Raw genomic sequence first — 12,415 nt, 5'->3', positions numbered from 1 at the left:
CAGGTGTTCAGGCAATGAAAAAGGCCGGGTGCTTGTCCCGGCCTTTTCTAATCACTCTCCCAGGCTTAGCGCCACAAATCGCGGCTCGCCCCCCCTGCGGACCAAAAGCAGCAGGGATTTCCGCCCAGCCTCTCGCGATTGGTCCATTCGGGCCTCCAGATCCGCGATGGTTTCCACTTTCTGCTGACCCGCTTCGGTAATCAGGTCACCAGCGCGCAACCCTTTCGCGTAGGCCTCAGACGCTTCGTCGACATTCGAAATCACCAGACCTTCGGCATCTGCATCCAATCCCATATCCGCGCGCAGCGTATCTGTGAGCGGGGAGATAGTCAGCCCGAGAATATCGGCGTTTTCTTCGACCGGAGCATCTTGCGTTTCTTCTTCGTCATCCTCTTTGCTTTCTGCGTCTTCGCGGCGTCCCAGCGTGACCAGAATTGTCTGCGTGCCGCCATCGCGATGCACAATGACCCGGACAGCTTTGCCGACTTCTGTTTCGCCAACCTGACGGACCAGACCACGGGTGTCTTCGACTTCGACACCGTCAAAGCTGATGATCACGTCGCCTGCTTTCAGACCGGCCTCCTGGGCGGGGCCTTCAGGAACATCGCTGATCAGCGCGCCGCCGGGCTTTTCCAGCCCCATGGCCTCGGCCATGTCCTCGGTCACGTCTTGAATGCGGACACCCAGCCAGCCGCGCCGGGTTTCACCAAACTCGCGCAGCTGATCGACAACCTTCACTACCACGTTCGACGCCATCGAAAAGCCGATGCCGATCGAGCCACCGTTGGGCGACAGGATGGCGGTGTTCACGCCGATCACTTCGCCGTCCATGTTGAACAACGGACCGCCCGAGTTGCCCCGGTTGATCGCCGCATCCGTCTGGATGTAGTCGTCATAAGATCCGCTGAGCGCCCGGTTGCGGGCGGATACGATACCAGCGGATACAGAAAAGCCCTGACCAAGCGGGTTGCCCATGGCAATAACCCAATCACCCACACGCGCCACGTCGCTGTCGCCGAATTGCACGTATTTCAAGGGGCCGGACGCTTCGACCTTGAGCAGCGCGATATCGGTTTTCTCATCGGTTCCGATGACCTTGGCCACCAGTTCTTTTTTGGGCTGCCCGTCGCCGGGGAAGAATTCTATGAGGATTTCATCAGCTTCCGCAATGACGTGATTGTTGGTGACAATAAAGCCATCCTCGGAGATCACAAAACCCGACCCAAGGGCGTTGCTGCGTCGGGGCGGGCCGTTGTCATTGCCGCCGTTGCGATCCTGAAACTCGCGAAAGAAATCCTCGAACGGAGACCCCTCGGGCACGATGCCCTGCGGACCTGTCTGACCTTCGATCAGGGTGCTTGTGGTGATGTTCACCACGGCCGGGCTGATCTTTTCCGCCAAGGGCGCAAGGCTTTCGCTTCTGGCCTGAGCGGAAACCGACTGCGCCAGCACAAGCAGTGTACCAGCAAAGGCCAGCCACATTAGCCGCATCCAAACACTCACGTCGTCCCATCGGACGGATAAACTGCGCGCTTTTGCCTGCACTTGAGCTCTCCTTGTCGACAATCTTGCCAAGGCCTGTATCGGCCTTTCTTAGTTTCCAATGTAGTCAGTTTAACCCGGTGAGCAACTCGGGATCGCAGCGAAATCACCCGCACGTGAAACCGCCTCGTCAAAAGCCCAGTTGATATGCCCCCCAGAGCAGGATCAAACCACTGACAACACAAAGCAACCCGGCCAGACGCCGGGCCTGTACGGGCATGGCGCGCAGCGCCTCCAGCATCCGTTCGATAAGCGAAGGGGCCAGCGCATAGGCCAGCCCCTCGACAATCAGTACCAGCCCGAAGGCCAGAAGGATCATGCCCATTATTCAGAGACCGGAGCCGCCGGAACACTCCGCCCTGTGGGTGAACCCAGGTAATTGAAAAATTCGGAATCCGGGCTCAACACCAGCGAGCTGTTACCGCCTTGCAGCGCATTCTGATAGGCCGTCAACGAGCGGTAAAACTCAAAGAACTCCGGATCGGCGCTATAAGCTTCGGCAAAGATCGCGTTGCGTTCGGCGTCGGCTTCACCGCGGGTGATCTCAGCCTCACGGCGCGCATCCGACACCAGTTCAACCACAGTCCGGTCAGCCTGCGCGCGCACACGTTGCGCCGCCTCGTTACCACGTGCGCGTTCATCTGTCGCTTCACGTTCCCGCTCGGCCTTCATCCTGTCAAATGTGGCCTCAAGGTTGGCCTGCGGCAAGTCGGTCGCTTTCAAGCGCACGTCGATTACGGTGACGCCTAACGCCTGCGCTTCGGCAATCGCGCTATTTCGAATGCGCAGCATCAAGGCTGCACGGTCCGAGCTGAGAATGTCACGCGAGGAAACCGAACCCAGTACTTCGCGGGTTTCAGCACGCAGAATGCGGTCCAGACGATCCTCGGCCACCGGGATACCACCGACGCCAACGGCCTGACGGAACTGTTCCAGATCAGAAATTCGATAACGCGCAAACGCATCAACCACCAGACGACGATCATCCAGCGGAGTAACTTCCAGCGGGTGGACATCGATGGACAGGATGCGGTTGTCATAGCGCACTACTTCTTGAATCACCGGTATCTTGAACGCCAGACCTGGCTCCTCCTTCACCGCGACAACGCGGCCAAATTGTAAAACCAGAGCACGTTCGCGCTCGTCCACGATGAAAATCGAGGAAAGAACACCGACTACCGCGATGAAAACGATCGGCAAAATAAATGTCGTCTTACGCATCAGTTGCTCTCCCCAGAAGGACTACGGCGCAGCTCATTCAGTGGCAGGTAGGGCACGACGCCCTGCCCTTGTCCACTCGAACTCGGGTCTAGAATGATCTTGTCGACGTCACCCAAAATCTGTTCCATCCGCTCCAAGTACAGACGCTTGCGAGTCACGTCCGGTGCCTTGGAGTATTCTTCCAGAACCGCGCTAAAGCGGCTGGCCTCACCTTGGGCACTATTGATTTGTTGGGCGCGGTACCCTTCAGCCTCTTCCAGAATCTGTGCGGCTTCACCACGTGCCTCGGCCAGCACACGGTTGGCATAGGCGTCTGCCACGTTCTGCAACCGGTCACGTTCTTGCGCGGCAGCCTGGACATCGCGGAAGGAGGCGATCACGTCCTGTGGAGGGTCGGCTTTGTCAAAGTTGACGCGAATGATGTTCACACCCGAATCGTAGCTGTCCATTGTATCCTGAATCAGCACCTGCAAACGATCGGCGATTACGCCGCGATCACGGTTAAGGATCGGTGCAAGCTCGCTTTGTGCAATGATCTCACGCATCGCGGATTCGGACACGGCTCGGATCGTCTGGCGCGGATCACGCAGATTAAACAGGTACTTGGCCGGGTCGTTGATGTTCCAGACAACCTGATAATCTATGTCGACCACATTCTCGTCGCCGGTCAGCATCAGGCCATCGTCGCTACCACGCGCGCCACCCATGTCTTCGTTCTGTTCGCGGGTCACCGGAATAACCTCGGCGGTTACAAACGGCCATGGCGCAAAGTTCAGGCCCGGATTGCCGACGGCCGAGAATTCACCCAGAAACAGTTCGACAGACTGTTCTTCGGGTTTGACAGTATAAAAGCTCGCAAGCCCCCAGACTACTGCAGCTGCAACAAGGCCAATCGCAACTGTGCCCTTGGTAAAGGCCGGACCGCCACCGCCCTGACCACCGCTACCGCCACGGCCACCGCCGCCACGGCCGCCCATGAGGACGCGCAGCTGTTCCTGGCCTTTTTTCATCAGTTCATCGATCTCGGGAATATGCGGGCCATCGCTTTCGGGAGGCTTGCGCCCGTTCCCGTTGTTACCCTGATTTCCTCCGCCACCGGATGAGCCTCCGCCCCCCCAGGGGCCGCCGCTGTTGCCCGCCATATGTATCTTTTCCTTCGTTTTGGACCGTGTGATCACGGGTTCCCTTGTAACCTGTGTGCGCGCGCTTGCAAATCAAGCCGTGCGCACAGGTTGCCGCATTGTCACCAGTTCTTCGGCCATGACCGGGTGAACTGCAACCGTGCGGTCAAAATCTTCCTTGGTCGCGCCCATCTTTACGGCGATTCCCGCCAGCTGGATCATCTCGCCGGCACCGGGGGCGACAATATGGCAACCCAGCACCTTGCGCGTGGCCTGAGAGACGATGAGTTTCATCAGTACCCGCTGCGTGCCGCCAGCAAAAGATTTCTGCATCGGCTTGAAAGATGTGGCATAGACCTCGATCGGTTCCTGTTCTGCTGCCTCTTCTTCGCTGAGGCCGACAGTTCCCATCTCGGGCTGAGTGAAGATCGCAGTCGGGATCAATTCGTGATCTACCGGTGTCGGATTGCCTTTGAACACGGTTTCCACAAAGGCCATCCCCTCGCGAATCGCGACCGGGGTCAGGTTCACCCGGTCGGTCACATCGCCAATGGCAAAGATCGAGGGAACGGCGGTCTGGCTGTATTCATCCACGATGATCTCGCCTTTACGGCCGCGTTCAACGCCCAAAGCCTCCAGCCCAAGGTTATCGGCATTCGGCGCACGGCCCGTGGCATACATCACCACATCAAAACTCTGCTCGGAGCCGTTGGTGGCCTTGACCCAGATCTTGTCGCCTTGCTTTTTCATCTCAAGCACATTGGTGCCCAGATGCAGGTCGATGCCGTTCTGGCACATTTCTTCGCTGATCAGTCCACGCGCCTCGTCATCAAAACCCCGAAGAATCTGTGCGCCGCGATAAAATTGAGTCGTCCTGACCCCCAGCCCGTTCATGATCCCGGCAAATTCACAGGCGATATAACCGCCCCCTACGATCAGGATGCTTTCTGGCAGCTTGCCCAGATGGAATATCTCGTTCGACGTAATCGCCAGTTCCGAGCCCGGAAAATCCGGAACAACCGGGCGACCGCCAGTGGCGATCAGAATGTGTTTGGCGGTTTTGCGGGTTCCATCGGCCAGCTCGACCGTGTGGGCATCCACAAGGCGCGCACGCTGGTCAAAGCTTTCGACGCCGTTGTTCTTCAGGATATTGCGATACACCCCTTCCAACCGATCAAGCTCGGCCACCAGCTTGCCGTGGAAGGTGTTCCAGTTGAACGCGCCGGGCTGAATGTCCCAGCCATAGGCCTGCGCATCCCCGACCATGCCCGAGTATTCGCTGGCAAAGACCATCAGCTTCTTTGGCACGCAGCCCCGGATCACACAGGTGCCGCCATACCGGTCTTCTTCGGCCAGCGCGACCTTGGCACCGGTTTCGCCCGCCGAAACACGCGCCGCGCGGACCCCGCCCGAACCTCCGCCGATGACAAAAAGATCATAGTCAAAGCTCATGCCGGGTTCCTTCGTTCAACTTTCAAAATTCTCTGGATATCTGGGCGTAAAAAAGCCTGTGCCAACCCCCGACGCGGAAAATTCGAACTTTCATAGCCACTTGCCGAACGGAACTGCACGAAACTCAGTCCGAAAAATCGGAAAACAGGTTATCGCGCGATCCGCTGAGCAGCTGATCCATCGCAACTGTGCCCGCGTTGATATCCCGCAGCTCGACCCGGCCATCGCCATGGCCGATCACGACCTTGTCGCAGATGTCGATGAACAGGCCATTTTCCACAACACCGGGCACCTGGTTCAGGATCAGCGCCATCTGGCGCGGGTTGCCGATGCGCTTGAGGTGCAGGTCAAGGATGTGGTTGCCCTCATCGGTTACAAACGGGGCCTCACCATTCATGCGCAGCGCCGAGGATGTCCCAAGCACATCCATTGTATCCAGGGCTTCCTCGATCAATGTGCGCGTTGTCTGCCAGCCAAAGGGAATGACCTCGACAGGCAGTGGAAAGGCCCCCAGAGTTTCAACTTCTTTGCCTGCATCGGCGATGACGATCATCTGATCGCTGGCCGTGGCCACAATCTTTTCCTGCAAATGCGCACCGCCGCCCCCCTTGATCAGGTTCAGGTCCTGATCGAACTCATCCGCGCCGTCGATGGTCATGTCCAGCCAACCGGCCTGATCCAGTGAGATGACCTCGATGCCAACCTCGCGGGCAAGCTGCGCCGTGCGGGTCGAGGTTGGAACACCCTTGATCCGCAGTCCGTCTTCGCGCACCCGTTCACCCAGACGGCGCACCAGCCAGGCGGCTGTCGATCCTGTGCCAAGGCCCACGCGCATCCCGTCTTCGACCATGTCGGCGGCACGGTACGCGGCAACATATTTCGCGGTGTCGATTGGCGACAGATCTCTGGTCATGGCAGCTTTCCCAGTTTATTCTGACGGAGTTATAGGGAATGCGTCAGACGACTGCGACCCCATTTTGCGATCCGACAGGTGTTAAGATGTCTCAGGACTACGCGTTTCCTGTCGGAAAAGTCGCAATCATGTCTTACACCCACATCTTTGCGCTGTAAGTTGCGCGCATGTTGACCCCGTACCGCCTGCACTATGCCCCTGACAACGCCTCGCTGGTGATCCGGCTGGCGCTGGACGAGATGGGCGTGGCTTATGAAACCGTGCTGGTGGACCGCCGCCAGAACGAGCAGGACAGCGACGCGTATCGGTCGCTTAATCCCAACGGGCTGATCCCGGTTCTGGAAACGCCGCAGGGCCCGATCTTTGAAACTGCGGCGATCCTGCTTTGGCTGACAGAGCGCCATGGTCAACTGGCCCCGGCGGTGGATGATCCTGAACGCGCCGGATATCTGAAATGGCTGTTCTTCGCGTCCAACACGTTGCATGCGGATCTGCGCATCCTGTTCTACGCTGAAAAATACATAGACGCCTTTCAGGCCGACACGCTGCGCGCGGGCATCCGACCCCGGTTGCTGCAGCACTTGCGGCTGCTGGATGCGCTGGCGCAACGCGGGCCTGAGTGGTTTCGCGCAGGTGTCCCATCGGTTCTGACCTATTATGTCGCCTGCATGATGCGCTGGATGGCCCTGTACCCCGTAAGTGCTGACCGTAGCTGGTATCAACTGGCCGACACGCCGCATCTGCAGAAAGTGCTTCTGCACCTTGAGACATGCCCCGCCACCCGTTCGGCAATCGCTGCGGAAGGTTTGGGCGTTACACCCTTCACATCCCCTACTTACGCTAATCCCCCGGAAGGCTCGGCTATCTGATATGTTCCTATCTGTCTTCGATATGTTCAAAGTGGGCATTGGCCCGTCTTCATCGCACACAATGGGCCCGATGGTGGCCGCGGCGCGCTTTTTGGACATGATGCGCGCCTCCCCCTTTGAATTTACAGGCCTGAAAGGATCGTTGCACGGCTCGCTTGCCTTCACCGGTGTCGGTCACGCGACCGATCGGGCGACCATTCTGGGTCTGGCGGGTTTTGTTCCTGACACCTATGACAATGAAAAGGCCGAGGCCGCGCTGGCTGATATCGCCCGCACGCACACGGTCACGCCCGAAGGCCTGCCGACGCTTCATTTCGATCCCAAGGCGGATCTGATCTTTGACTACGACAACAATCTGCCCGGACACGCCAACGGGATGATCCTGATGGCCACCGACGCACAGGGCGATGTGATCCTGCGGCAGGTGTTCTATTCGATTGGCGGCGGCTTTGTCCTGACCGAGGAAGAACTGGCCGAGGGGAAAGACACCGACGAAGGCGACCCGGTCCCGTTCCCGTTCAAATCCGCCGCAGAAATGCTTGAGATGGCCAAATCCAGTGGCAAAAGCATTGCCGGGATGAAGCGCGCAAACGAGATCGCGCGGGGCTGCGCCGACAGTTTCGCGAAAGGCTCGGCCCGTTTGTGGGACGTCATGAATGCCTGTATCGAACGTGGCTTGACCACTGACGGCATCCTTCCGGGCGGGTTGAAAGTGCGCCGCCGCGCGAAAGGCATCTATGATGCGCTGATGGCCGAGCGCGGCATGAACCTGACCGCGCCGCACACGATTAACGACTGGATGAGCGTCTATGCCATGGCGGTCAACGAGGAAAACGCGGCGGGCGGGCAAGTTGTCACCGCGCCCACCAACGGGGCCGCAGGTGTTCTGCCCGCTGTTCTGCGCTATTATCTTGATCATGTACCGGGCGCGTCCGAAAGTCATATCGAGGATTTCCTGCTGACCGCGGCGGCCATTGGCGGGTTGGTGAAATACAACGCCTCAATCTCGGGTGCCGAAGCGGGATGTCAGGCCGAAGTTGGCAGCGCGGCCGCCATGGCGGCAGCCGGGCTTTGCGCCGTGATGGGGGGAACCCCCGAACAGGTGGAAAATGCCGCCGAGATCGCGCTGGAGCATCATCTGGGCATGACCTGCGACCCTGTTGCCGGGCTGGTTCAGGTTCCTTGTATCGAACGAAACGGGCTGGGGGCCATCAAAGCGGTCTCAGCGGCCTCGCTGGCCTTGCGCGGAGATGGTCAGCATTTCGTGCCGCTGGACGCGGTGATCGAGACGATGCGCCAGACCGGCCATGATATGCATGAGAAATACAAGGAAACGTCGCTGGGTGGTCTGGCTGTGAACGTACCGAACTGCTGAAACCGAAAGTGAGGGACGACATGCGTGGACATTGTCTGTGCGGCAAGATCCGGTTCGAGGTCGACCCTCCGGTACTGTCATGCGTCAGCTGCCATTGCGACAGTTGCCGTCGCCAGTGCGCAGCGCCGATGACAACGTATTTCGGAGTTCACGATGGCCATTGGCGGTGGACCGGTGAAGAGCCCAAGCGTTTCAACTCCTCTCCCGGTGTCGAGCGCAGCTTCTGCCCGCACTGCGGCACGCCAATGTCCTTCCGTTCAACCGCCATGTCGGATGTGATGCACCTTTTTGTCGCGACGCTGGACTCTCCTGAAGCGCTGGAACCTACGTTACATGTCGCGCATGAAGAAAAGCTGAAATGGCTGAAATTGGAGGATGGTTTGCCTACCTGCAACGGGCCGGATTACACCAAGTTTCATCCCCTGGCCGACCGCTGACAACAGCGCTTCCCTCTGCGTTGCGAAACAGTTAGCGTCGCGCTCATGACTCAGGACAGACCCGTCTTTGGCATCTTTTTGATGCTCGGTTTTTGCGTGCTCGCGCCCTTGGGGGATGCGATGGCGAAGCTGTTGGGCGAGACCACGCCGCTGGGTCTGCTGGTCACGGTGCGTTTCGCGGTGCAAGCGGTGATCCTGATCCCGCTGGTTGCGGTGACGGGGCGACCCTGGCGGATGCGCGGACGGATCCTGCGGCTGACCCTGCTACGGGCGCTGCTGCATATCATCGGCATTTCGGCCATGTTCAGCGCGCTGCAATTCCTGCCCTTGGCGGACGCCGTTGCTATTGCTTTCGTCATGCCATTCATCATGCTGCTGCTGGGCAAATATGTTCTGGAGGAAGAGGTCGGTTCCCGCCGTCTTGCCGCCTGCATCGTCGGGTTCATTGGCACATTGCTGGTCATTCAACCCAGCTTTGCCGAGGTGGGTGCACCTGCGTTGCTGCCACTGATCGTTGCCGTAGTCTTTGCCTTGTTCATGCTGGTCACACGGCAAGTCGCGAAAGAGACCGACCCGGTGTCGTTGCAAGCCGTGTCCGGCGTATTTGCGACAGTCCTTCTGGCTCCGATCCTTCTGATTGGCACGCAAATGAACATTCAAGAGCTCTCGATGACCCTGCCGTCCAGCGACCTGAACTGGCTGCTGATTGCGATCGGGGTGTTGGGTACGGTCGCCCATCTGCTGATGACCTGGTCGCTGCGCTATGCGCCCTCTGCTACACTGGCCCCGATGCAATATCTGGAAATCCCGGTTGCAACCCTGATAGGATGGGTGATCTTCAGCGACCTGCCCGACGGATTGGCTGCAGTTGGCATCGTCATTACCATTGCCGCAGGCCTGTACGTCATTCTGCGCGAGCGGGCCAGCGCCCGGTCTGCCCCGACAGAAACACCTGCATAAGCGGATCGAGTGCAGCGCGCGGGATCATCACCAGCAAGCCCGGCCCATCCATCTTCAGCTCGACAGGTGCCAGTGCGCGGTTGGATGTTCCCACCTGCCCGTCCGGCCGAAAGGCCAGATCGTCAATCGGCCATTCCAGCCCGGTACTACGCCCCGTCACTGGCTGCATCGGAAACAGCGAGACCACATCGCCGGGCGCAACCGGCAGCTTGATCTCTGGCGGTGCGTGAAAAACCAATTCACGTTCGCCCAGCAATATGCAGGCCTGATCCTGCCGCCGGACCAGAACGTTCAGAACGGCCAGTTGATGATCAAGCCGCCCGCCAAGAAACCCAGCCCCCAGAACCAGCGGAGCGTGCAGATTGCGCAGAGCCTTGTCGAAATCGGTACTGTCCTGTTCGCGGATGGCAAACAGGCGATCCGCGGGAATTTTCGCTTGCGTCGCTTTGCTCAGCGAATCGAAGTCACCAATCACCGCATCGGGAATCCGGCCTGATTCTGTCAAAACGTCCGCTCCGCCATCGGCGGCAACGACCGAATTGACGCGATTCAGCACCAGATTCAGGTCTCCAGATCCGATAAATCCACCTCCGAACAGCCCAATTGGATCGGCAGAGCGTACAATTGGCTTGATTTTCCTAAGATTGGCCATTTTTCCCGGATTTGGACACATTAAGACCACAAAATGATAGGTTCATGCATAAAGTTCAGAGCCTTCGTGTGCTCCCGATTCCGGGTAAGTGGGCTCTCGTAGTTTGTAAAGGACGTGCGTCTGATGGTACAGAATAACAAGGTATTAACCGTTTCATATGGAACCTTCTCCTGCACTTTGGAAGGATTTGATGATTCCTTTGAAACGATGAAAGCCATCGCCGAGTATTTCCGCGATCTCGCAGCGGATGACCGCTACTTCGGCTCAGAACCCCCGCAACCGGATGCCGAAATGCTGACCCGCATCGCCCGGCGCGATGCATCACAGCGCGTCGAAGCCCGTCAGAACGAATCCGGCCTGTTGCTGCGCGCCACTCAGACCACCGAAACTCCTGTCGCTGCTGAAGAACCGGCCCCGCACACGGCCGCTATCAAGGCTGCCGAAACTCCCGCTCATGTTCAGCCGCATACGGCCCCCGCGCAGACCGGGTTCGCCGAGGCAGAACCTGTCGCGGACACCCCGCCCCCGGCTGCTGACAGCATCGCGGCGAAACTGCAACGCATTCGCGCAGTCGTCTCTCATTCCGACGTGCCCGCTGCCGAGTATTCCGAAGACGAAGAGTCGCCGCTGCTGGCCAATACCGCCCCCCCGGTAGATGCTGTGGCCGCTGCGTTTGAGGCCGGTGCGCTCAGCGCAGAAGACTTTGCCGAACCCACAGAGCCTGAATCCCAGGAAACCGAAGAGCCCGCGGCACCTGCGATTGATGAGTTGCAGGATCAGGAAGCTGAAGAACCGCAAGCGGCTGAGACAGCAGAAGCACTGATCCCCGAAGGTGCTGAAACTCAGATCGAAGAAACCGTTGACTTGCAGGCGCCCCTGACCCCCCAGCCCCTGCATATCGACGAAATCGAAGACGCGCCGGTGGCGGATCAGTCCGCTGCCGAGCCTTTGTTCGCTGATCTTGAAGACGTTGCCGAAGACGATTTCGACGAAGAAGATGCCCCCAACATCCTCAACGTTGAAGACGTAGCAATTGAATCCGACGATGAACCGGTCGAGGAAGACCTGACGCAGGGTGTATTGACGGCAGAAGACGAAATGCACCTGTTGACCGAAATTTCCGAGATCGAACAGCACCTGTCCGGTCGTTCGAGCCAAAAACTGGCTGACGATGCGGATCCCGATCAGGATATGTCGCGCCTGATGGCAAAGACCGGCGAGCATATGGATGACCCCAGCAGCAGCGATGCGCGCGAAACCTATTCGCACCTGCGCACCGCCGTCGCAGCCACCGAAGCCGACCGCGACGGTCAGGCGCGCTCGAAAGAGGCGGCCGACCGGGAATACCGCGGCGATCTGGCATCCGTGGTCAGCCCACGGCGACCCGAAATCAAGGTAACCAGCATGCGTCCGGCACCGGAAGCTCCGGCGCCACTCAAGCTGGTGGCCGAGCAGCGCGTGGATGAACACGGAACATCCGCAAGTCCGGTCTTGCCACGTCGCGTCACTACAGACCAGGAAGCAACCGGATCAGAGGAAGGCGGTTTTGCACAGTTTGCACAGGAACAGGGTGCGCAATCGCTGCCTGATCTTCTGGAAGCGGCTGCCGCCTATCTGTCCTTCATCGAAGGTCAGGAGCAGTTTTCGCGCCCGCAGCTGATGAACAAGGTGCGTTCGCTGAAACAAGACGAGTTCAATCGCGAAGAAAGCCTGCGTTCTTTTGGGCAGTTGCTGCGCGATGGTAAAATCGAGAAAGCCGGAGGCGGGCGTTTCGCGGCGTCCAACCTGATCGGTTTTCGCCCCGATGACGAGCGTGCCGTAGGCTGATCACGCTTGAAGGTTATCAATCAAGGCCGGGTTTACCCCCGGCCTT

Annotated in this window: 12 protein-coding genes; 5 read left to right on the top strand and 7 right to left on the bottom strand. The window is 58.9% G+C overall.

Annotated features, from left to right (window positions below):
• Positions 1 to 51 precede the first annotated feature (51 nt).
• The 6 genes from ACR0AM_RS06005 to rpiA form a co-directional block, all read right to left on the bottom strand.
• Complete coding sequence (locus tag ACR0AM_RS06005; protein ID WP_480622392.1) at positions 52 to 1,545, bottom strand: Do family serine endopeptidase; 1,494 nt, start codon at positions 1,543 to 1,545, stop codon at positions 52 to 54.
• Positions 1,546 to 1,672: 127 nt separating this feature from the next.
• The gene (locus ACR0AM_RS06000; RefSeq protein WP_480476484.1) at positions 1,673 to 1,867 is read right to left on the bottom strand and encodes a DUF2065 domain-containing protein; all 195 of its coding nucleotides are present in this window, start codon (positions 1,865 to 1,867) and stop codon (positions 1,673 to 1,675) included.
• Entirely contained in the window at positions 1,867 to 2,763 is an 897-nt protein-coding gene (hflC, locus tag ACR0AM_RS05995) for a protease modulator HflC (RefSeq protein WP_480476482.1), read from the bottom strand. Before hflC ends, ACR0AM_RS06000 begins: the two co-directional genes overlap by 1 nt.
• Positions 2,763 to 3,905, bottom strand: coding sequence for an FtsH protease activity modulator HflK (hflK, locus tag ACR0AM_RS05990; protein ID WP_480476480.1), 1,143 nt, complete (start codon positions 3,903 to 3,905; stop codon positions 2,763 to 2,765). The genes hflC and hflK overlap by 1 nt, the downstream gene beginning before the upstream one ends.
• A 72-nt stretch (positions 3,906 to 3,977) precedes the next feature.
• Positions 3,978 to 5,336: a glutathione-disulfide reductase gene (gor, locus tag ACR0AM_RS05985; protein WP_480622391.1), complete on the bottom strand. Its 1,359-nt coding sequence runs from the start codon at positions 5,334 to 5,336 to the stop codon at positions 3,978 to 3,980.
• 124 nt (positions 5,337 to 5,460) lie between these two features.
• Positions 5,461 to 6,249, bottom strand: a complete 789-nt coding sequence (rpiA, locus tag ACR0AM_RS05980) for a ribose-5-phosphate isomerase RpiA (RefSeq protein WP_480622390.1) — start codon at positions 6,247 to 6,249, stop codon at positions 5,461 to 5,463.
• 167 nt (positions 6,250 to 6,416) lie between these two features.
• On the opposite strand from rpiA, the gene ACR0AM_RS05975 reads away from it, so the two are divergent.
• The 4 genes from ACR0AM_RS05975 to ACR0AM_RS05960 are packed head-to-tail and all read left to right on the top strand — an operon-like array spanning position 6,417 to position 9,890.
• Positions 6,417 to 7,118 (top strand): glutathione S-transferase family protein, encoded by a 702-nt coding sequence (locus tag ACR0AM_RS05975; protein ID WP_480622389.1) that lies wholly within the window; start codon positions 6,417 to 6,419, stop codon positions 7,116 to 7,118.
• Position 7,119: 1 nt separating this feature from the next.
• Positions 7,120 to 8,493 (top strand): L-serine ammonia-lyase, encoded by a 1,374-nt coding sequence (locus tag ACR0AM_RS05970; protein WP_480476474.1) that lies wholly within the window; start codon positions 7,120 to 7,122, stop codon positions 8,491 to 8,493.
• A 20-nt stretch (positions 8,494 to 8,513) separates the two neighbouring features.
• Complete coding sequence (locus ACR0AM_RS05965) at positions 8,514 to 8,930, top strand: GFA family protein (RefSeq protein ID WP_480622388.1); 417 nt, start codon at positions 8,514 to 8,516, stop codon at positions 8,928 to 8,930.
• Positions 8,931 to 8,975: 45 nt separating this feature from the next.
• The gene (locus ACR0AM_RS05960) at positions 8,976 to 9,890 is read left to right on the top strand and encodes a DMT family transporter (RefSeq protein WP_480516584.1); all 915 of its coding nucleotides are present in this window, start codon (positions 8,976 to 8,978) and stop codon (positions 9,888 to 9,890) included.
• Here the strand turns inward: ACR0AM_RS05960 and ACR0AM_RS05955 are convergent.
• On the bottom strand, positions 9,835 to 10,542 hold the full coding sequence (locus tag ACR0AM_RS05955) for a thiamine diphosphokinase (protein WP_480476468.1): 708 nt from the start codon (positions 10,540 to 10,542) through the stop codon (positions 9,835 to 9,837). The two genes, ACR0AM_RS05960 and ACR0AM_RS05955, sit on opposite strands and share 56 nt — an antisense overlap.
• 123 nt (positions 10,543 to 10,665) lie before the next feature.
• Between ACR0AM_RS05955 and ACR0AM_RS05950 the strand changes: the two genes are divergently transcribed.
• Complete coding sequence (locus ACR0AM_RS05950) at positions 10,666 to 12,369, top strand: hypothetical protein (RefSeq protein ID WP_480622387.1); 1,704 nt, start codon at positions 10,666 to 10,668, stop codon at positions 12,367 to 12,369.
• Positions 12,370 to 12,415: the final 46 nt, after the last annotated feature.

Source organism: Ruegeria sp. AD9 (genome assembly GCF_056542305.1).
Note: the sequence above shows the minus strand (reverse complement) of the source record. Positions and strands in the feature narration are given on the sequence as shown.

Bases quoted from the DNA above. Each gene is read 5' to 3' on its own strand.
- ACR0AM_RS06000 (WP_480476484.1), bottom strand. From the start codon at position 1,867: ATGGGCATGATCCTTCTGGCCTTCGGGCTGGTACTGATTGTCGAGGGG.
- rpiA (WP_480622390.1), bottom strand. From the start codon at position 6,249: ATGACCAGAGATCTGTCGCCAATCGACACCGCGAAATATGTTGCCGCG.
- ACR0AM_RS05950 (WP_480622387.1), top strand. From the start codon at position 10,666: ATGGTACAGAATAACAAGGTATTAACCGTTTCATATGGAACCTTCTCC.
- ACR0AM_RS05965 (WP_480622388.1), top strand. From the start codon at position 8,514: ATGCGTGGACATTGTCTGTGCGGCAAGATCCGGTTCGAGGTCGACCCT.
- hflK (WP_480476480.1), bottom strand. From the start codon at position 3,905: ATGGCGGGCAACAGCGGCGGCCCCTGGGGGGGCGGAGGCTCATCCGGT.
- gor (WP_480622391.1), bottom strand. From the start codon at position 5,336: ATGAGCTTTGACTATGATCTTTTTGTCATCGGCGGAGGTTCGGGCGGG.
- ACR0AM_RS05970 (WP_480476474.1), top strand. From the start codon at position 7,120: ATGTTCCTATCTGTCTTCGATATGTTCAAAGTGGGCATTGGCCCGTCT.
- ACR0AM_RS05975 (WP_480622389.1), top strand. From the start codon at position 6,417: ATGTTGACCCCGTACCGCCTGCACTATGCCCCTGACAACGCCTCGCTG.
- ACR0AM_RS05960 (WP_480516584.1), top strand. From the start codon at position 8,976: ATGACTCAGGACAGACCCGTCTTTGGCATCTTTTTGATGCTCGGTTTT.
- hflC (WP_480476482.1), bottom strand. From the start codon at position 2,763: ATGCGTAAGACGACATTTATTTTGCCGATCGTTTTCATCGCGGTAGTC.
- ACR0AM_RS05955 (WP_480476468.1), bottom strand. From the start codon at position 10,542: ATGGCCAATCTTAGGAAAATCAAGCCAATTGTACGCTCTGCCGATCCA.